18 protein-coding genes and 1 tRNA gene are annotated in these 18,869 nt (G+C 72.1%); 12 read left to right on the top strand and 7 right to left on the bottom strand.

Translation table 11 applies throughout. The features are described 5' to 3' along the window. Window positions 1-103: 103 nt before the first annotated feature. On the top strand, window positions 104-1,795 hold the full coding sequence (gene paaN / locus ACGF8A_RS02225; RefSeq protein WP_393103302.1) for a phenylacetic acid degradation protein PaaN: 1,692 nt from the start codon (window positions 104-106) through the stop codon (window positions 1,793-1,795). Between the two features lie 4 nt (window positions 1,796-1,799). On the opposite strand, the gene ACGF8A_RS02220 is transcribed toward paaN, so the two are convergent. The 3 genes from ACGF8A_RS02220 to ACGF8A_RS02210 are packed head-to-tail and all read right to left on the bottom strand — an operon-like array spanning window position 1,800 to window position 4,575. Next, entirely contained in the window at window positions 1,800-2,585 is a 786-nt protein-coding gene (locus tag ACGF8A_RS02220; protein ID WP_393103300.1) for a TrmH family RNA methyltransferase, read from the bottom strand. Continuing rightward, window positions 2,582-3,808, bottom strand: coding sequence for an HTTM domain-containing protein (locus ACGF8A_RS02215; protein WP_393103298.1), 1,227 nt, complete (start codon window positions 3,806-3,808; stop codon window positions 2,582-2,584). The genes ACGF8A_RS02220 and ACGF8A_RS02215 overlap by 4 nt, the downstream gene beginning before the upstream one ends. Further along, window positions 3,805-4,575: a DUF5819 family protein gene (locus ACGF8A_RS02210; protein WP_393103296.1), complete on the bottom strand. Its 771-nt coding sequence runs from the start codon at window positions 4,573-4,575 to the stop codon at window positions 3,805-3,807. The genes ACGF8A_RS02215 and ACGF8A_RS02210 overlap by 4 nt, the downstream gene beginning before the upstream one ends. A 234-nt stretch (window positions 4,576-4,809) precedes the next feature. Here ACGF8A_RS02210 and paaA point away from each other — a divergent pair, with 234 nt between their 5' ends. The 6 genes from paaA (at window position 4,810) to ACGF8A_RS02180 (ending at window position 9,664) form a co-directional block, all read left to right on the top strand. Beyond that, on the top strand, window positions 4,810-5,808 hold the full coding sequence (paaA, locus tag ACGF8A_RS02205; RefSeq protein WP_393103294.1) for a 1,2-phenylacetyl-CoA epoxidase subunit PaaA: 999 nt from the start codon (window positions 4,810-4,812) through the stop codon (window positions 5,806-5,808). After that, a complete protein-coding gene (gene paaB / locus ACGF8A_RS02200; RefSeq protein WP_393103292.1) occupies window positions 5,805-6,092 on the top strand; it encodes a 1,2-phenylacetyl-CoA epoxidase subunit PaaB in 288 nt (95 codons plus the stop codon). The genes paaA and paaB overlap by 4 nt, the downstream gene beginning before the upstream one ends. After that, window positions 6,089-6,808, top strand: a complete 720-nt coding sequence (paaC, locus tag ACGF8A_RS02195) for a 1,2-phenylacetyl-CoA epoxidase subunit PaaC (protein WP_393103290.1) — start codon at window positions 6,089-6,091, stop codon at window positions 6,806-6,808. Before paaB ends, paaC begins: the two co-directional genes overlap by 4 nt. Further along, entirely contained in the window at window positions 6,802-7,338 is a 537-nt protein-coding gene (paaD, locus tag ACGF8A_RS02190) for a 1,2-phenylacetyl-CoA epoxidase subunit PaaD (RefSeq protein WP_393103288.1), read from the top strand. The genes paaC and paaD overlap by 7 nt, the downstream gene beginning before the upstream one ends. Beyond that, entirely contained in the window at window positions 7,338-8,396 is a 1,059-nt protein-coding gene (locus tag ACGF8A_RS02185; protein ID WP_393103286.1) for a 2Fe-2S iron-sulfur cluster-binding protein, read from the top strand. Before paaD ends, ACGF8A_RS02185 begins: the two co-directional genes overlap by 1 nt. Window positions 8,397-8,527: 131 nt before the next feature. Next, window positions 8,528-9,664: an acyl-CoA dehydrogenase family protein gene (locus tag ACGF8A_RS02180; protein ID WP_393103284.1), complete on the top strand. Its 1,137-nt coding sequence runs from the start codon at window positions 8,528-8,530 to the stop codon at window positions 9,662-9,664. 387 nt (window positions 9,665-10,051) lie between these two features. Here ACGF8A_RS02180 and ACGF8A_RS02175 read toward each other — a convergent pair whose 3' ends face one another. From ACGF8A_RS02175 to ACGF8A_RS02165, 3 genes are all read right to left on the bottom strand, one after another. Beyond that, window positions 10,052-10,396, bottom strand: a complete 345-nt coding sequence (locus ACGF8A_RS02175; RefSeq protein WP_393103282.1) for a rhodanese-like domain-containing protein — start codon at window positions 10,394-10,396, stop codon at window positions 10,052-10,054. Between the two features lie 160 nt (window positions 10,397-10,556). Continuing rightward, the gene (locus ACGF8A_RS02170; RefSeq protein ID WP_393103280.1) at window positions 10,557-11,402 is read right to left on the bottom strand and encodes a hypothetical protein; all 846 of its coding nucleotides are present in this window, start codon (window positions 11,400-11,402) and stop codon (window positions 10,557-10,559) included. Between the two features lie 184 nt (window positions 11,403-11,586). Beyond that, window positions 11,587-13,017, bottom strand: a complete 1,431-nt coding sequence (locus ACGF8A_RS02165; RefSeq protein WP_393103278.1) for a DUF2252 domain-containing protein — start codon at window positions 13,015-13,017, stop codon at window positions 11,587-11,589. A 651-nt stretch (window positions 13,018-13,668) separates the two neighbouring features. Between ACGF8A_RS02165 and ACGF8A_RS02160 the strand changes: the two genes are divergently transcribed. The 3 genes from ACGF8A_RS02160 (at window position 13,669) to ACGF8A_RS02150 (ending at window position 16,658) form a co-directional block, all read left to right on the top strand. Then, window positions 13,669-14,334 carry a histidine phosphatase family protein gene (locus ACGF8A_RS02160; RefSeq protein ID WP_393103276.1) on the top strand — a complete coding sequence of 222 codons (666 nt, stop codon included), beginning with the start codon at window positions 13,669-13,671 and terminating at the stop codon, window positions 14,332-14,334. Between the two features lie 573 nt (window positions 14,335-14,907). Next, on the top strand, window positions 14,908-15,561 hold the full coding sequence (locus tag ACGF8A_RS02155) for a response regulator (RefSeq protein WP_393103274.1): 654 nt from the start codon (window positions 14,908-14,910) through the stop codon (window positions 15,559-15,561). Then, the gene (locus ACGF8A_RS02150) at window positions 15,558-16,658 is read left to right on the top strand and encodes a sensor histidine kinase (RefSeq protein WP_393103272.1); all 1,101 of its coding nucleotides are present in this window, start codon (window positions 15,558-15,560) and stop codon (window positions 16,656-16,658) included. Before ACGF8A_RS02155 ends, ACGF8A_RS02150 begins: the two co-directional genes overlap by 4 nt. A 210-nt stretch (window positions 16,659-16,868) precedes the next feature. Here ACGF8A_RS02150 and ACGF8A_RS02145 read toward each other — a convergent pair. Continuing rightward, window positions 16,869-16,952, bottom strand: a tRNA-Leu gene (locus tag ACGF8A_RS02145). A 441-nt stretch (window positions 16,953-17,393) separates the two neighbouring features. Here ACGF8A_RS02145 and ACGF8A_RS02140 point away from each other — a divergent pair. Both ACGF8A_RS02140 and ACGF8A_RS02135 read left to right on the top strand, forming a co-directional pair. Further along, window positions 17,394-18,275 (top strand): FhaA domain-containing protein, encoded by an 882-nt coding sequence (locus tag ACGF8A_RS02140; RefSeq protein ID WP_393103270.1) that lies wholly within the window; start codon window positions 17,394-17,396, stop codon window positions 18,273-18,275. A 10-nt stretch (window positions 18,276-18,285) separates the two neighbouring features. Continuing rightward, window positions 18,286-18,795, top strand: a complete 510-nt coding sequence (locus tag ACGF8A_RS02135; protein WP_393103268.1) for an FHA domain-containing protein — start codon at window positions 18,286-18,288, stop codon at window positions 18,793-18,795. The last annotated feature ends 74 nt before the right edge of the window (window positions 18,796-18,869 follow it).

Genomic DNA, 18,869 nt, shown 5'->3' with positions numbered 1-18,869 from the left:
CCGATCGTTCGGTTACTCTAACTCTGACCGCCTGATCCTGCCCATGTCTCTGCCCAGGTCATGAGCTCGACGAAGAGCTCACAAGACGAGGAGTTGGTCCCGCATGGCCGCCGAACTCACCGCGCACGAGCTGATCGCCCAGCACCGGCCGACCCTCGACCAGGCGCTGGAAGCCATCCGCACACGCGCGTACTGGTCCCCGCACCCCGAGCACCCGAAGGCCTACGGGGAGAACGGCAGCCTGGACGCGACCGCGGGCAAGGCCGCCTTCGACGCCCTGCTCGGCACCCGCCTCGAGCTGGACCAGCCCGGCACGGACGACTGGGTGGGCGGCGAGGTCTCCCCCTACGGCCTCGATCTGGGCGTCAGCTACCCGCACGCGGACATCGACGTGCTGCTGCCCGCCATGCGGGCCGGGCAGCGCGCGTGGCGCGACGCGGGGCCGGAGCTGCGCGCGATGGTCTGCCTGGAGATCCTCAAGCGGATCAGCGACCGGACGCACGAGTTCGCGCACGCCGTCATGCACACCTCCGGCCAGGCGTTCATGATGGCGTTCCAGGCGGGCGGCCCGCACGCGCAGGACCGTGGCATGGAAGCGGTGGCGTACGCGTACGTGGAGCAGGCCCGCACCCCCGACACCGCGGAGTGGACCAAGCCGCAGGGCAAGCGCGACCCGCTCGCCCTGACCAAGCGCTTCACCGCGGTCCCGCGCGGGATCGCCTTGATGATCGGCTGCAACACCTTCCCCACGTGGAACGGCTACCCGGGCCTGTTCGCCTCGCTCGCCACCGGAAATGCCGTCCTGGTGAAGCCCCACCCGCGCGCCGTGCTGCCGCTCGCGCTCACGGTGCAGGTCGCGCGCCAGGTGCTCACGGAGTCCGGCTTCGACCCGAACCTGGTCGCCCTGGCCGCCGAGCGGCCCGATGAGGGCATCGCCAAGAACCTCGCCGTCCGCCCCGAGATCCGGATCATCGACTACACCGGCTCGACGGCGTTCGGCGACTGGCTGGAGGCCAACGCCCGCCAGGCGCAGGTCTACACGGAGAAGGCCGGCGTCAACACGGTGATCGTGGAGTCGACCGGCGACTACAAGGGGATGCTGTCCAACCTGGCGTTCTCGCTGTCGCTGTACAGCGGCCAGATGTGCACCACCCCGCAGAACCTCCTCATCCCCCGGGACGGCATCCGCACCGAGCAGGGCCCGAAGTCCTTCGACGAGGTGACCGCCGACCTCGCCCAGGCCGTCGACGGCCTGCTGGGCGACGACGCGCGCGCGAACGCCCTGCTCGGCGCCATCGTCAACCCCGACGTCAAGGCCCGCCTCGAGGCGGCCGCCGGCCTCGGCGAAGTCGCCCTCGCCTCGCGCGAGATCACCAACCCCGACTTCCCGGGCGCGGTGGTCCGCACGCCCGTCGTCGTGAAGCTGGACGGCGCCAAGCCGGACGACGAGGCCGCGTACATGAGCGAGTGCTTCGGCCCGGTCGCCTTCGCCGTCGCCGTCGACTCGGCGGCCGACGCGGTGGAGCTGCTGCGCCGGACCGTCCGGGAGAAGGGCGCGATGACGGTCGGGGCGTACACGACCGACGAGGACGTCGAGCGGGCGATCGAGGAGGCCTGCCTGGAGGAGGCCGCGCAGCTCTCGCTGAACCTGACCGGCGGGGTGTACGTCAACCAGACGGCCGCTTTCTCCGACTTCCACGGCTCGGGCGGCAACCCGGCGGCCAACTCGGCGCTGACCGACGGGGCGTTCGTCGCGAACCGGTTCCGCGTGGTGGAGGTGCGCCGGGAGGCGTGACCTCTCAGGCCGCCGCGCCCCCGGTGGCGCTCCAGTGGTACAGCGTCATGGCCACGCTGGTCGCGAGGTTGTAGCTGGAGACCTGGGGGCGCATCGGCAACGCCACCAGATGGTCCGCACGCGCGCGTACGGACGTGGACAGGCCGCTGCGCTCCGAACCGAAGGCGAGCAGGGCGTCGGCCGGCAGCTTCACTCCACGGATGTCCTCGCCCTCCGGGTCGAGGGCGAACAGCGGGCCGGGAGGCAGCTCCCCGACGTCCAGCCGCTCCACGGCGGTCGCGAAGTGCAGCCCGGCGCCACCACGGACGACCGTGGGATGCCAGGGGTCGAGCGTGCCCGTCGTGACCACGCCGGTCGCCCCGAAGCCGGCCGCGAGCCGGATCACGGCCCCCGCGTTGCCCAGGTTGCGCGGCTGGTCCAGGACCACGACGGGGGCGGTGCGGGGCGTGCGGGCCAGCGCCCGCAGATTGCCCTCGCGGGACGGCCGTACGGCCAGGGCGGCCACGGCGGTGGGGTGCGGGCGCGGCACCAGGGAGGCGTACACCGGCTCCGGGACCTCGGTGAGCAGCGCGGCCAGCGGCTGCCGCAGGTCCGCAGCGAGCTCGCCGGCGAGGGCGAGAGTGGCCGCGCGGTCGGCGGTGACCGCGAGGGGCACCTCGGCGCCGAAGCGCAAGGCGTGCTTGAGGGCGTGGAAGCCGTCCAGCAGCACCGAGGTGCCGGCGAGCCGGTGCCAGTCGCTCACCGGCCCCCGCGCGGAGCCGCCGGTGCCGCTGTCCGCGGGGTCGTTCATGCCCTGAAGCCTACGTGGGCCTGTTCGGTGTCCCCGTGCTGATCGGCGGTGTCCGGCGTCCGCTGCGCGGGCACCTTCGGCAGAACGCCCCGGTGCAGCCGTCCGCGCGCGCGTACCGTCCAGTCGCCCAGGCGGCGCAGGAACGACGTGGGCAGGAAGACCGCGTCCGCCGCGATCATCGCCAGCGAGAAGAACGGCAGCCCGAGCACCACGGCGATCACGGCGTGCTCGATGATCATGACAGTCAGCAGGACGTTCTTGACCCGCCGGTTGAGCAGTGTGAACGGGAAGGCGACCTGGACGATCACTGTCCCGTACGTCACGAGCATGACCAGGGTGCCGCCGGCGGACATCAGGTCGGCCAGGGCGGGCCAGGGCGAGAAGTACTCGAGCTGCAGGGGGTAGTAGACGGCGGTGCCGTCCTGCCAGCGGGAGCCCTGGATCTTGTACCAGCCGGCCGTGGCGTAGATCAGGCAGGCCTCGGCCATGATCACGAACAGCGCGCCGTTGTGCAGGATGTCGGCGATCACGTCGAGCATGATCCGCGGCTCGCCGGTGCGGGTGAGGCGCCCGGCGAACCACCACAGGCACTGCGCCATCCACGCGCCCCACAGCAGCGCCGGCACCAGCCAGTCGCCGTCCATCCGGCCGGCCGCGGTCACCACGGTCAGCACGAGCCCGAACACGCCCCACAGCAGCGGGCCCGTCCGATCGGTGACACGTTCCCCACGCGCGCGTGCCTCGCGCGTGCGCCGCGCACGGCGCGCGTCCAGCGACCACACCTGTCCGCACCGGGTGAAGACCAGGTAGATGCACATCAGGTGCAGGACGTTGTCACCGCCGTCGCCCATGAAGACGCTACGGTTCTGCAGCGAGAGCACACCGGCCATGAAGAGCACGGACATGGTGCGGGTACGCCAGCCCAGCATCAGCAGCACGCTGGAGAGCACACCGAGCGCGTAGACGGTCTCGAACCACAGCTGCCCGTCGGACCACAGCAGGGCCGTGAAGGCGCCGTTCTGGCCGACCAGCTGCTCGGCCAGATCCCAGCCCCAGGGGCTGTCCGGGCCGTACAGCTCCTGGCGGTGCGGGACCTCCCTCAGCAGGAACAGCAGCCAGGTCGCGGCGAACCCGATCCGGATCACGGCGGTCTGGTACGGGCCGAGGGCGGATCCGGTGACCCGGGCGATGCCACGGGAGACGGCCAGGGCGAAGCGGCTCACCGGGTGCCTCCCCCGGCCTCGTCACGCGGCACCGTCCACCAGGGCAGCTCCCGGTACTCCGGTTCGAGCGAGATCCGCTCCTCGCTCCACGCGGGCGGGCGGACGGCGGTCGTCCGCGAGCGGATCTGGACCCGCTCGACGGCACCGCCCGGCCCGGCGGCCTCGGCGCGGTCCAGGCGCAGCACGACGATCCGGCGCATGTACGTCTCGCTCAGCGCGCCGCGCAGTCCCGAGGGGCGGTTACTGCCGTCGTGGGTGGCGGTGAAGAAGTCCCAGGCGCGGCGCAGCTCGTTCTGCTGGGTGTGGCTCGGCAGCGGATTGCCGTCGATGGCCTCGCCGTCCTGAGCGGACAGGTCGTACCAGCCGGTGACGCGGCTGCTGCCGTCACCCGTTCGGATCTGGGCACGGACCTGGACGGCGATGTTCTGCTGGAGCGGGTTGGGCGCGAACAGCTTCCAGTTCTGCTCGAACTCCGGGTAGATCCAGTCGTCGATCACCTCGCCGTGCTGCTTGGTGACCGTGTTCGACGGCGCCACGTGCAGGAAGACCATCCCGATGTGCACACACACGGCGATCGCGACGACGGCGAGGGCCAGCGCGACGCTGATCTGGTAACGCGGCGAGAGGGCGGCGACGCCGGTGCGGGACTCCGGCAGGGGCTCGCGCGCGTCATGGGCTGCGCCCGGCTCGCCCCGCGCGTGCCGGTCGCTCGCCTCCCTGTCGTACGCCCCCCTGTCGTACGCATCCTTCGCGCCCTGCGCGTCCATTCCGCCCCGATTCCGTTCCCGATCCGGTCCACTCCGCCGCCGGCAGCCCCCTCGCACGCGAACGGTACTCAGGCCGACCCACCGGGCACAGCCCCTTCGATCAGCCCGTCCACAGCCGCGCCGGTTTTCCACAGCGGTTGACACCTTACGGCGCCCGTCCGACCATGGAATCGCACGAACCGAACGATCGGTCGGGAGCATGCTCCGGACAGACCCACAGGTCGAGGGGGCCAGATGGCGACAGCAGCCGCGCAGAGGACGGACCACACGGCGTCACACGCCGACGGGGACAGCACCGCCGGGTACGAGCGCGCCTTCGACGCCGCCGTGGCCGCCGACGAGCGCATCGAGCCGCGCGACTGGATGCCCGACGCCTACCGGGCGACGCTGGTCCGGCAGATCGCCCAGCACGCGCACTCCGAGATCATCGGCATGCAGCCGGAGGCCAACTGGATCACCCGCGCGCCCTCGCTGCGCCGCAAGGCCATCCTGATGGCCAAGGTCCAGGACGAGGCAGGCCACGGTCTGTACCTGTACAGCGCCGCGGAGACCCTCGGCACCAGCCGCGACGCGCTCCTCGACAAGCTGCACAGCGGCCGCCAGAAGTACTCCTCGATCTTCAACTACCCGACGCTGACCTGGGCCGACGTCGGCGCGATCGGCTGGCTGGTGGACGGCGCCGCGATCACCAACCAGGTGCCGCTGTGCCGCTGCTCCTACGGTCCCTACGCGCGCGCGATGGTCCGTATCTGCAAGGAGGAGTCCTTCCACCAGCGCCAGGGGTACGAGCTGCTGCTCGCCCTCAGCCGCGGCACCCCCGAGCAGCACGCGATGGCGCAGGACGCGGTGGACCGCTGGTGGTGGCCGTCCCTGATGATGTTCGGCCCGCCCGACGACGAGTCGCAGCACTCGGCACAGTCGATGACCTGGAAGATCAAGCGGCATTCGAACGACGAGCTGCGCCAGCGCTTCGTCGACATCTGCGTCCCCCAGGCCGAGTCCCTCGGCCTCACCCTCCCCGACCCGGACCTCCGGTGGAACGAGGAGCGCGGGCACCACGACTTCGGGGCGATCGACTGGACGGAGTTCTGGGACGTCCTCAAGGGCAACGGCCCGTGCAACGAGCAGCGCATCACCCAGCGCAGGCGGGCCCACGAGGAGGGCGCATGGGTTCGGGAGGCGGCCGCGGCGTACGCGGTCAAGCACAGCGAGACGGGAGCAACGCGCGCATGACGAACACCGACTGGCCCCTGTGGGAGGTCTTCGTGCGCTCGCGCCGGGGCCTGTCCCACACCCACGCCGGGAGCCTGCACGCCCCGGACGCGGAGCTGGCCCTGCGCAACGCGCGCGACCTGTACACCCGGCGCGGCGAGGGCGTCTCCATCTGGGTCGTGCCCTCCGCCGCCGTGACGGCGTCCTCCCCCGACGAGAAGGACCCGTTCTTCGAACCGGCCGCCGACAAGCCCTACCGCCACCCGACGTTCTACGAGATCCCCGAGGGGGTGCGGCACCTGTGACCACGACGATTCCCACGACCGCCGCCCTCGCGCTGGGCGACGACGCCCTGGTGCTCTCCCACCGCCTGGGGGAGTGGGCCGGTCATGCTCCGGTCCTGGAGGAGGAGGTCGCCCTCGCCAACATCGCGCTGGACCTGCTCGGCCAGGCCCGCGTGCTGCTGTCGCTCACCGGCGACGAGGACGAGCTGGCGTATCTGCGCGAGGAGCGCGCCTTCCGCAACCTCCAGCTGGTGGAGCAGCCGAACGGCGACTTCGCCCACACCATCGCCCGGCAGCTGTACTTCTCGACCTACCAGCACCTGCTGTACGGCGAACTGGCCACCGGCGACGGCCCCTTCGCCCCGCTCGCCGCGAAGGCCGTCAAGGAGGTCGCCTATCACCGCGACCACGCCGAGCAGTGGACCCTCCGGCTCGGGGACGGCACGGACGAGAGCCATGAGCGCATGACGCGGGCCTGCGCGGCGCTGTGGCGGTTCACCGGCGAGATGTTCCAGCCCCTGGAGGGGCTGGACGTGGACGTCGAGCAGCTGAAGGCGGCCTGGCTGGAGTCGGTCGGCGAGGTACTGGGCCGCGCCACGCTCACGGTCCCCGAGGGGCCGCAGTCGGGGGCGTGGAGCGCGGGCGCGGGCCGGCAGGGCCTGCACACCGAGTCGTTCGGGCGGATGCTCGCCGAGATGCAGCATCTGCACCGCAGCCACCCGGGGGCGTCATGGTGACCACCACGGCCCTGGAGGAGGAGCTCGTCGTGATCGCCGGCTCGGTGCCCGACCCCGAGCTGCCGGTCCTCACCCTGCGGGAGCTCGGCGTCCTGCGCGCGGTGCGCCTGCGCGGGGAGGACGCGGTCGACGTGGAGCTGACCCCGACGTACACGGGCTGCCCCGCCATCGAGGCCATGTCCCTGGACATAGAGCGGGCACTGCACGAGCACGGCGTACGGGAGGTCACCGTGCGCACGGTGCTCACGCCGGCCTGGTCGACCAACGACATCACTCCCGAAGGCCGCCGCAAGCTGCGGGAGTTCGGCATCGCTCCACCCCGGGTGCACGTGGAATCCGGGCCGGTGCCGCTGGCGCTGGGCCCGACGCGCACGGTCACCGAGGAGCCGGTCACCGCCGAACCGTTGCGCTGCCCGCACTGCGGCTCCGCCGACACCGAGTTGCTGAGCCGCTTCTCCTCCACCGCGTGCAAGGCGCTGCGCCGTTGCCTGGCCTGCCGTGAACCGTTCGACCACTTCAAGGAGTTGTGATGGCCCGCTTCCACACGCTCCGGGTGACCGCGGTCGACCGGCTCACCGACGACTCCGTGGCCGTGACGCTCGCGGTCCCGGAGGAGCTGCGCGGGGAGTTCCGGTACGCGCCCGGGCAGCACATCGCCCTGCGGCGGACGGTCGACGGCGTCGACATCAGGCGGACGTACTCGATCTGCTCCCCGGCACCGCGGGACGGCGCGGGACCGCGCGCCCTGCGGGTAGGCGTACGGCTGGTCGAGGGCGGGGCCTTCTCCACGTACGCGCTGAAGGAGATCAACATCGGCGACGAGCTGGAGGTGATGACACCGGCCGGCCGCTTCACCCTCGACCCCGCGCCCGGGCTCTACGCCGCGGTCGTCGGCGGCAGTGGCATCACACCGGTGCTGTCGATCGCGACGACGCTGCTTGCGTGCGAGCCCGCGGCCCGCTTCTGCCTGATCCGCAGCGACCGCACGTCCGCCTCGACGATGTTCCTGGAGGAGGTCGCCGACCTGAAGGACCGCTTCCCCGAGCGGTTCCAGCTGGTGACGGTGCTCTCCCGGGAGGAGCAGCAGGCGGGTCTGCCGTCCGGACGGCTGGACCGGGAGCGGCTCACAGCACTGCTGCCGGCGCTGCTGCCGATGGCCGACGTGGCGGGCTGGTTCCTGTGCGGGCCGTACGGGCTGGTGCAGGAGGCCGAGCGGGCGCTGCGCGGACTTGAGGTGCCGCGCGGCCGTATCCACGAGGAGATCTTCCATGTGGACGCCGCTCCGGCCACCGCCCCGGCGGCCACGCCCGCGCACAGCACGGTCACCGCGCGGCTCGACGGCCGCGGCGGGACCTGGCCGGTCCACGCCGGCGAATCGCTGCTGGAGACGGTGCTGCGCAACCGTGCCGACGCGCCCTACGCCTGCAAGGGCGGGGTGTGCGGCACCTGCCGGGCCTTCCTGGTCTCCGGGGAGGTGCGGATGGACCGCAACTTCGCGCTGGAGCGCGAGGAGACGGAGGCGGGCTACGTGCTGGCCTGCCAGTCGCGTCCGGTGACGGAGAAGGTGGAGCTGGACTTCGACCGATGAGCCGGCTCCGGGCGCCTGCGCCGGCTCCCTTCGGAGCAGCCACCGGGGCGCCCGGGCCCATTCCCTTCTCCTAGAACCTGTTCTATCTTGACGCTCCGTCAGACAGCCGGAGCCGCCGGGAGGACAGGACCGTGGACTTCACCTTCACCGAGGAGCAGCAGGCGGCGGCCGAGGCGGCACGAGGGGTGTTCGCCGACGTCGCACCGGACGCGGTGCCGAGCCCCACGCTGTCCAGGGGCGCCGTGGCCGACGACTTCGACCGCGCCCTGTGGGGCAGGCTCGCCGACGCGGATCTGCTGAGCCTGCTGCTCGACCCGGAGTTCGGCGGGGCCGGCCTCGACGCCGTCGCGCTGTGTCTGCTGCTGCGTGAGGCGGGGAAGGTGCTGGCGCGGGTGCCACTGCTGGAGAGCAGCGCCGCGCTGGCGGCCGTGCAGGCCTACGGCGGTGCGGAGTTGAAGTCGGCGCTGCTCGCGCGGGCCGGGCGGGGCGAGGTCGTGCTGACCGTCGCCGCGCAGGGGCGCACCGGCGGTCACGATCCCGCCGAGCAGGCGGTCACCGCTCGCCCAGACGGGGACGGCTGGATCCTGGCCGGTGTGCAGACCACGGTGCCGTGGGTGTACGACGCCGACTACACCGTCGTACCGGCACACACCGATGCCGACCGGAGCGTGCTCGCCCTCGTCCCCCGGGGACATGAAGGTGCCCTGGCGGCCGAGCAGTTCGCGACCAACGGCGAGCGGCTCGGGGAGTTGCGGCTGGAGTCGGCGCGCGTGCCGGAGGGGTATGTCATCGCGGCCGAGGGCGCCTGGGAATGGCTGCGGGAGCTCCTGACGACCGGGACATGTGCGCTGGCGCTGGGGCTCGGGGAGCGGGTGCTGCGGATGACCGGCGAGTACACGGCGAAGCGGGAGCAGTTCGGCCACCCGATTGCGACGTTCCAGGTCGTCGCCGTGCAGGCCGCCGACCGCTACATCGACCTGCGGGCGATGGAGGCCACGCTGTGGCAGGCGGCCTGGCGAATCAGCTCGGGAGCGCCGGGGGCGTTGCCGGCCGCCGGGGATGTGGCGGTCGCCAAGATCTGGGCGGCGGAGGGGGTACGGCGGGTGGTGCAGACCGCACACCATCTGCACGGCGGCTTCGGGGCGGACGTCGACTATCCGCTGCACCGGTACCACGCCTGGGCCAAGCACCTCGAACTGTCCCTGGGACCGGCGGCGGCGCATGAGGAGGCCTTGGGCGATCTGCTGGCGGCACACGCCCCGGTCTGAAGCCCCCTGAACGGCCCCAAGGGGCGGCAAGGCGATACGGGGCGCCGAGCCGCAGGACACCTTCTCCGCCCCTGACAGAGCCGACGCCCCGACGACGACGCACCGGGGCCGGACGCGGCCTCGCCCCACTGCCCCTTGCTCAAGCTCCGCCGAACGACGACACGCGGCCGACCACACACGGATTCAGACCACCGGCCCCGCTCAAGCTCACGGCTCAAGCTCACGCCCGAACGACGACACACAGCCGACCACACCGGACTCGAACCACTGCCCCGCTCAAGCTCACGCCCGACCGGCGACGCCCTGGCCCGCCACAGGCAGCCTCGCCCCACTGTCCCGGCCCGACCTCACCCCTGTGGCGACCGCCTCCCGGCCGCCACAGACGCCTCAGACGACTGCCCCCGGCTCCCCGGCGTCCGTGACCACCGGACGTCCGGTCGCCTGCCACGCCTCCATGCCGCCGGCGACGTTCACGGCGTCGATGCCCTGCTGGTTGAGGTACATCGCGACCTGCGCCGAACGGCCGCCGGAGCGGCAGATCACATGGACACGGCCGTCCTGCGGGGCGGCCTCGGTCAGCTCGCCGTACCGGGCCACGAACTCGCTCATGGGAAGGTGCAGCGCCCTCGCGGCGTGGCCCGCCTGCCACTCCTCGTCCTCACGGACGTCCAGCAGGAAGTCGTCGTCCTTGAGGTCGGTGACCCCGACTGTGGGAACAGCTCCGAAATTCATGGCCCCGACGCTACCCGAAGCGTCCCCGAGGACGCCCGGAGGACGGCCGGAGGACGGCCTGGCCGGACCGAAGACCCGCGCCACCAGCCGGATCGATCACCAGCCGGACCGATCACCAGCGGGACCGATCACCGGCCGGACCGATCACCGCCCCGCACGATCACTGGCCGATCAGCGACGCCAGTTCCGCCTCACGCCCCGTGACCTCCCTCAGCAACTGCTCGGCGATCTCGTCGAGCAGGCGGTCCGGGTCGTCCGGCGCCAGCCGGAGCATGGAGCCGATGGCGCCCTCCTCCAGCTCCCGGGCGACGACCGTGAGCAGTTCCTTGCGCTGGGCGAGCCACTCCAGCCGCGCGTAGAGCTCCTCGCTGCGGCTCGGGCGGTGCTCCTCGGGCACCGGTCCGGCGGCCCACTCCTCGGACAGCTCGCGCAGCAGGACCTCGTCGCCGCGGGCGTAGGCGGTGTTCACGCGGGTCATGAACTCCTCACGCCGCTTCCGCTCGCTTTCCTCCTGCCCGAGGTCGGGGTGGGCCCTGCGCGCCAGGTCGCGGTAGAGGCGGCGGGCCTCCTCGCTCGGGCGCACCCGCTGCGGGGGCCGGACCGGCTGGTCCGTGAGCATGGCAGCGGCCTCGGGGAACAGACCGTCGCCGTCCATCCAGCCGTGGAACAGCTCCTCCACGGAGGGCATGGGCAGCACCCGCGCCCGCAGCTCCTGTGCGCGGCGCACGTCCTCGGGGTCACCGCTCCGGGCCGCCTTCGCCTCTGCTATCTGCGCGTCCAGCTCTTCGAGGCGGGCGTACATCGGTCCGAGCTTCTGGTGGTGCAGCCGGGAGAAGTTCTCGATCTCGACCCGGAAGGTCTCCACCGCGATCTCGTACTCGATCAGCGCCTGCTCGGCCGCCCGCACGGCCCGCTCGAGCCGCTCCTCGGGCCGGGGCGCGCCGTCCTCGGGCGTCGCCCGCGCCTCACCGGCGACACCACCCTGCTCAGCTTCCGGGGTCGTCACCCGACCAGCGTAGGCCACACCGCGATCGCCTTCGGAGCACCGGCCTCATCAGCGTCGTGCCGGGCTGATGACTCCCGCGACGTCGCCGGCCTCGGAGGGGGAACTCGGCGTTCTTCACCGCGTGCTCCTCACCGGACGTACCTCACCCGTACTCCTCAGCAGGCCACCACGTCCGCCGCGTCGCTCACACCCCCGTCTCCACCGCGATCCTCCCTGCCCGCACCGCCGTCACCAGCGCCGAGTGATCCGCCTCGGTCCGGTCGGCGTACGCCACGGAGAACGTGGCGATCGCCTCGTCCAGCTCCTCGTTCTTGCCGCAGTAGCCGGAGATCAGGCGCGGGTCGGCGCTGTGGGAGTGGGCGCGGGCCAGCAGCGCGCCGGTCATGCGGGCGTAGTCGTCGAGCTGGTCGGCGGAGAGCGCCGCGGGGTCCACGCTGCCCTTGCGGTTGCGGAACTGGCGGACCTGGAAGGGGCGGCCCTCCACGGTCGTCCAGCCCAGCAGGATGTCGCTGACCACCTGCATCCGCTTCTGCCCCAGGACCACCCGCCGGCCCTCGTGCTCGACAGGCCGCGTCTCGAACCCGGCCGTCCGCAGATGCGGCAGCAGCGCCGAGTCGCGTGCCTCCTTCACCTGGAGGATCAGCGCCTCGCCGCGGTGGTCCAGCAGCAGGACGACGTAGGAACGCAGGCCCACGCTGCCCGTGCCGACGATGCGGAACGCCACGTCGTGCACGGCGTGCCGGGACAGCAGCGGCAGCCGGTCCTCCGACAGCGTCGTCAGATAGTCCTCCAGCGACGCCGCCACCGCCGCCGCCTCGGCGTCGGGGACGCGGCGAAGCACCGGCAGCGCGTCCACGAACCGCCGGCCGCCCTCCTCGGCCTGCTCGGTCGACCGGGCCGCGAACCGCCCGCTGGTGTTGGCCCGCGCCTTCTCCGAGACCCTCTCGAGCGTGCCGAGCAGATCGTGGGCGTCGGTGTGGGAGACCAGCTCCTCGTCCGCGATGGCGTTCCACGCGTCCAGCACCGGGAGCTTGGCCAGCAGCCGCATGGTGCGGCGGTAGGCGCCGGCCGCGTCATGGGCGGCCGCCCGGCAGGTGTCCTCGTCGGCGCCCGCCGCCCGTCCCGCGAGTACCAGCGAGGCCGCGAGCCGCTTGAGGTCCCACTCCCAGGGGCCGTGCACCGTCTCGTCGAAGTCGTTCAGGTCGATGACCAGGCCGCCTCGGGCGTCTCCGTACAGCCCGAAGTTGGCCGCGTGCGCGTCGCCGCAGATCTGGGCGCGGATGCGGGTCATGGGGGTGCGGGCGAGGTCGTACGCCATGAGCCCCGCGGCTCCGCGCAGGAAGGCGAACGGCGTCGCCACCATCCTGCCGACCCTTATCGGCGTGAGCCCGGGAATCCGGCCCTGGTTGGACTCCTCGACCGCGGCCACCGCGCCGGGCCTCGCGCCGTCGATGTCGAGGGTGGCGTGGGCGCGCCGCGGGACCCGCTCGCGCAGGGCCTTCCCCTCCGCCTTCGGCGAGCGCGCGCCCTGCGCTGACCGCTCTGCGAAGCCCCGCACCCGCGGAATCCGCACCGCCCCAAAACCCGCATCCCGCACACCGGCCTCGGTCACCACGACCGCCTCCCCCGTGACTCACCCGAACATCAACTCGTGCCGACCGTACAACCGCTCGCCGCATCCCGTCAGACCCTGTGGACAACTCCCCACCTGTGGAAAACCCACCGCCCCGGGACCGTGCAACGATCCGTGCCCCGGCCTCCCGCCCCCGCTGACCAGCCGTCCTCCCACCCACCGGACCAGCCGACCTCACGCCCCAAGCCCCCACCGGACCAGCAGCCCCCAAGCCCCAAGCCCCCACCGGACCAGCAGCCCCCAAGCCCCAAGCCCCCACCGGACCAGCAGCCCCCAGGCCAGGCCCCCCACCGCCCAGGCCCCGGCCTCACCCCGCACACCACCACGCCGAGCCTCACGGCCCCGCCCCGCCCTGCCCCGCCCACCGGCGGACCAGTCCCCCCGGTCGGCGGGGTCGGTCCGGCCACCTGCCGGATGGTTGTACAGGCACGCTTCCTGGAGTCTTGTATCCAAGTGCCGCGGTCGCCCTCGTTCTCCCTCAGGGCTTGCGTGATCCACGTCGTGGTGCCATCCGGCGGACCCGCTCCTCCCCGCGCGGCCCGCCGGAGTGTCTGTCCAGCGGCCGCCAAGCCTGCCGGCTTTGATCACCCGACCGCCCGGCAGTGTCCCGTACCGATCGGAGAAGGAGGTCGGATGGTGACTGTGCACGTGACGATGCTGTGCATGACCGGCGCGGAAGGCCGCGAGGGCCCGGTCTTCGGAGACGGTGCCCTGAACGACCGCGGACGGGGGAGCCTGGCCGCCAAGGCCACGGAAACCGTCCTTCCGGCGTACTCACTGGCGCTCCGGGCGCCCTCCACCCGCTGTGCACGGGCCGCCGAGGCCCTCGCGATCACGGCCAGGCCCGAGATCGCCCTGCGCGACCTCGACTACGGCAGCTGGTACGGCCGCCCGCACAAGGACGTCGTGGCCGAAGACCCCCTCGGCTTCTCCGCCTGGCTGACGGATCCCGACGCCGCGCCCCACGGGGGCGAGTCCGTCGGCCGGCTCTGCCGTCGTACGGCGGCGTGGCTGAGTTCTCTGCCCACAGGCACGGGGCGCATACTCGCGATCACCGAGGCCGCCGTCGTCCGGGCCGCACTGGTCCACGCCCTGTCCGCGCCTCCACGCGCCTTCTGGCACCTCGGGGTTCCGCCCCTGTCCGCGGTCACGCTGACCATGCGCGACGGATGCTGGAACGCCCGGCCCGGCCGCATGGCCATCCCGCACCAACAGCAGTCGGCCGACCACTCCGCCTCCGTCGCGGCACCGACCACGCGGGCCGGCGGAAGGTATCCGGCCCTCCTGGTCCGGCCCTGACCTCCCGGCCCTTCTCGTCACTGGACCGCGTGACCTGACCCAGAAATCGGCTCTCGCCCGGACGGCGGACGGCCCCCCAGCCCCCCCAGACGCCCGGCCGCGCACCACCGTCCACCCACCGGAACGGCGGCGCCACCCCGGCCAGGCGTCCACCCACCGCAACCACCGCCCCACCCCGGACACTCGCCCGAGCGAGCCCCACCGACGTCTGCGGCGACCCCACCGACACCAACGGCGTCACCACTCGCGTCCGCGACGCCCCACCAGCACCTACGACAACCCACCGGAACGACGCCGCCACCAAGCACCTACGACAACCCCACCCACGTCCATAACGCCGCCACCAGCGCCTACGACGGCCCCGCCCCTCCATACAACCCCACCCACGTCCATAACGCCGCCACCGGCACCTACGACGGCCCCGCCCCTCCACACAACCCCACCGGCCTCGCCGAGCGGCGCCCATCGCCCCGGACGAACCCCACCCCACCCCTGGTCGCACCCCGCCCAGCGGCGGAGCCGCGCTCGACGTGGTACGAATCGGACAGTGGTCCGATATCGGCTGGAGCACACGTGATCCGGGTACTGGTGGTCGACGACGAAGCCCTGATCCGCACGGGCTTCCAGCGCATCCTCGACGCCGCCGACGGCATCGAGGTCGTTGGGGCGGTGTCCGGCGGTCAGGCCCTGCGGACGGTGCGCGAGACGCGCCCCGACGTCGTACTGCTGGACATCCGGATGCCTGACGTGGACGGCCTCACCGTCCTGAGCCACATCCGTGAACTGCGGGAGCCTCCCGTGGTGGCCATGCTGACCACGTTCGACATGGACGAGTACGTCGAGACGGCACTGCGCTCGGGTGCCGCCGGCTTCCTCCTCAAGGACACCGACCCCGAGGCCCTCCCCCTCGCGGTGCGGAGCCTGGCCGGCGGCGGCACGGTGCTGTCGTCCAAGGTGACTCGGGTGGTGGTGGAGGGCTACCTGAGCGCCGGGGCGCAGGAGCACCCACCGCAGCTCCTCGAGCGCCTGACCGACCGTGAACGCGAGGTGCTCGTCCTCATGGCCGAGGGCCTGTCGAACGCCGACATCGCGACCCGGATGCACCTGAGCACCGGCACGGTCAAGGACCACGTCAGCGCGATCCTCACCAAGCTGGAGGTGAGCGGCCGGGTCCAGGCCGCACTCTTCGCCCAGCGGGCCGGACTGCTCACCAGGGGACCGGGATGACCCGCCGCCCGCCCCCGCTGCTCCTGGACGCCCTGGTGGTGTGCCTGGCCCTCCTCGATGTCTGGGTCCACTGGGAGGCCGAGGAGCCGTGGCGGACGGCCTGCGCCATCGCAGCTGCCGCCGCCCTGCTGCTGCGCCGCCGTCGGCCGCTGCTCACCTTCGCCCTCACCCTCCCGGGCGTCCTGCTGTCCGACGCGCTCTTCGCGTGCCTGGTCGCGCTGTACACGCTCGCCTCCCTCAGCCGCAGTCGGGCGCTGCTGGTCCTGTGCGCCCTGGTGTACACGGTCAGCGACGCGACCTTCGTGCCGTCGCTGGACCTCGATCTGGCCGACCCCTCGACCCTGATCAGGCTCGGCTACACCTCCGCGACCGCGGCCGCCGCGGTGTTCCTGGGGCAGCTCGTGCAGACCCGGCGCGACCTGTCGCTGAGACTGACCGAGATCTCCGAGGCACGTGACCATCAGCAGTTGCTGACCGCGCAGGCCGTCCTGGCGAAGGAACGCGCCCAGCTCGCGCGGGAGATGCACGACGTCGTCTCCCACCAGGTCGGTCTGATCGCCGTACGTGCCGGAGCGCTGCAGGTCGCAACGGGCGATCCCGAGACGAAGGAGGCCGCCGCGACTATCAGGCGACTGAGTGTGCAGACGCTCGACGAGCTGCGCCACATGGTCGCCGTCCTGCGCGCCTCCGGTGGCCACCCGACGGAACTGACCCCGCAACCGGCCCTCACCGACCTCCGGAGGCTGGCCGACGGCTGCGGTGTCGAGACCGAGCTGAGGACGGACCTCCCCGAGGATCTTCCGGCCACCGTCCAGCGAGCGGTCTACCGCACGGTCCAGGAAGCCCTGACCAACACCCGCAAACACGCTCCCGGCGCCACCGCGCGCATCGACCTGCGCCATACCGACGGCCGTGTCCGCGTCCGGGTCACCAACACCGCGCCGACCCGGCCGGCCCTTCCCCTGCCCAGCGCACACCACGGCTTGATCGGTCTGCGCCAGCGCACCGAACTGCTCGGCGGCACCATGACCTCGGGCCCGACGAGCGACGGCGGTTACGAGGTCTGCGTGGTGCTCCCGGCGGAAACCGCGCCGTGAGCACGTACGAGATCCTGCTCGGCGGCAGCCCACGGCGTGCGGCTGGAGGGGGCGTTGGGCCCGCACCGCATGACACGGAGTCGACATGGAGGCGCCACGCTCGTGAGATAGATCACGAGCAGTCTCGGTCACGCGACGTCAGTAAACCGAGAAACGGGCCCCCGCCGTGACTTACGTCACCTGCGGAGACCCGTTTCCTCGGTATCTCTGTGCGCGAGGGGGGAGTTGAACCCCCACGCCCTTGCGGGCACTGGAACCTGAATCCAGCGCGTCTGCCTATTCCGCCACCCGCGCATTGGGTGTGTCTGCGGCCCCGTCCCCTTGGGGTTGGCGCCTTCCGACACCCAGAACATTAGCACGCTGGATGGGGTGGGTTCACATCCCTTGTCCGGGGCAGGCGCACCCTCAGCCCCCCCCGACCGGCACCCGGACCGGCACGCCGACCGGCCCGAGGACCGCCGCACGTATCAACCTCGTACCGGTCCGGGCCGTCTGCCCAGGAGCCGGACCGAGTCCACAGTCCGGTGCGGGACACTTGTTTGCGACCCCCTCTACGATCCATGCCAGAAGTTCGAAGGGGAGCGCCGCAGGGAACTTCGTCAGGCGTCGGCATCCGTCGACACCCGTCGACCGGGCTGACAGGGGGAACCAGCCGATTAACCGGGGCGTGGATACGATCAGTAAGCAGTACCGGGTAGGCAGTACACAGGACGGCAACACCGGAGGAGGTGCCCCATGGGAGTCCTGAAGAAGTTCGAGCAGCGTCTCGAAGGTCTGGTCAACGGCACCTTCGCCAAGGTGTTCAAGTCCGAGGTGCAGCCCGTGGAGATCGCGGGAGCGCTCCAGCGCGAGTGCGACAACAACGCGACCATCTGGAACCGCGACCGCACGGTCGTGCCCAACGACTTCATCGTGGAGCTGAGCGCCCCGGACTTCGAGCGCCTCAGCCCCTACTCCGGCCAGCTCGGCGACGAGCTCGCCGGCATGGTCCGCGACTACGCGAAGCAGCAGCGCTACACGTTCATGGGCCCGATCAAGGTCCACCTGGAGAAGGCTGACGACCTGGACACCGGTCTGTACCGGGTGCGCAGCCGCACGCTCGCCTCCTCCACCAGCCAGCAGGCACCGGGCTCCGCGCCCGGCGGTGCCCGCCCCGCCGGTGCCGCCGGTGGCTACGGGTACCCGCCGGCCGGCGCCCCGGCGCAGCCCGCGGGCGCTCCCCCCATGCCCTCGGCACCGCCGCCCGGCGCCCGCCCCGGCGGGTACGGCTATCCCCAGCCGGCCCAGCCCGCCGCCCAGCGTCCCGGGGCCGCGCCCGGCGCCGCCCCTGGCTCCCGGACCAGGCACTGGATCGAGATCAACGGCACCCGCCACCAGATCTCCCGCCAGACGCTGGTCCTGGGCCGCAGCACCGACGCCGACGTGCGGATCGACGACCCCGGCGTGTCCCGCCGGCACTGCGAGATCCGGACCGGAACGCCCTCGACGATCCAGGATCTCGGGTCCACCAACGGCATCGTGGTGGACGGGCAGCACACCACCCGCGCTACGCTCCGCGACGGCTCGCGGATCGTCGTGGGCAGCACCACCGTTATCTATAGGCAAGCCGAAGGGTGATCCGGGGGCAATGTCAGAGCTGACCCTCACGGTCATGCGGCTGGGTTTCCTGGCCGTACTGTGGCTGTTCGTGATCGTGGCCGTGCAGGTCATCCGCAGCGATCTGTTCGGTACGCGTGTCACACAGCGCGGATCCCGACGGGACGCGAGCCGGGCGCAGCAGGCCACGCGCCAGGCGCCTCCGCAGCAGCGCCAGCAACCGGCCGGCGGCCGGGGGCGGCGCAACGCTCCCACCAAACTGGTGGTGACCGAGGGCACACTCACCGGCACCACCGTCGCCCTCCAGTCCCAGACCATCACCCTGGGCCGGGCGCACGACAGCACGATCGTGCTGGACGACGACTACGCCTCCAGCCGGCATGCCAGGATCTACCCGGACCGGGACGGTCAGTGGATCGTCGAGGACCTCGGGTCCACCAACGGCACCTATCTCGACCGGACCCGCCTCACGACCCCCACGCCGATCGCGCTGGGCGCACCGATCCGCATCGGCAAGACCGTCATCGAGCTGCGGAAGTAGTGCTACATCATGAATGAGCGCGAGCGGAGCGAGCACGCAGCGGCGGTCCACACCCGGGGCCCCGGCGCGCTCCC

It is taken from the genome of Streptomyces sp. NPDC047706 (assembly GCF_043204795.1).
Classification (GTDB): domain Bacteria; phylum Actinomycetota; class Actinomycetes; order Streptomycetales; family Streptomycetaceae; genus Streptomyces.
This window is presented reverse-complemented; position numbering and strand designations above follow the sequence as displayed.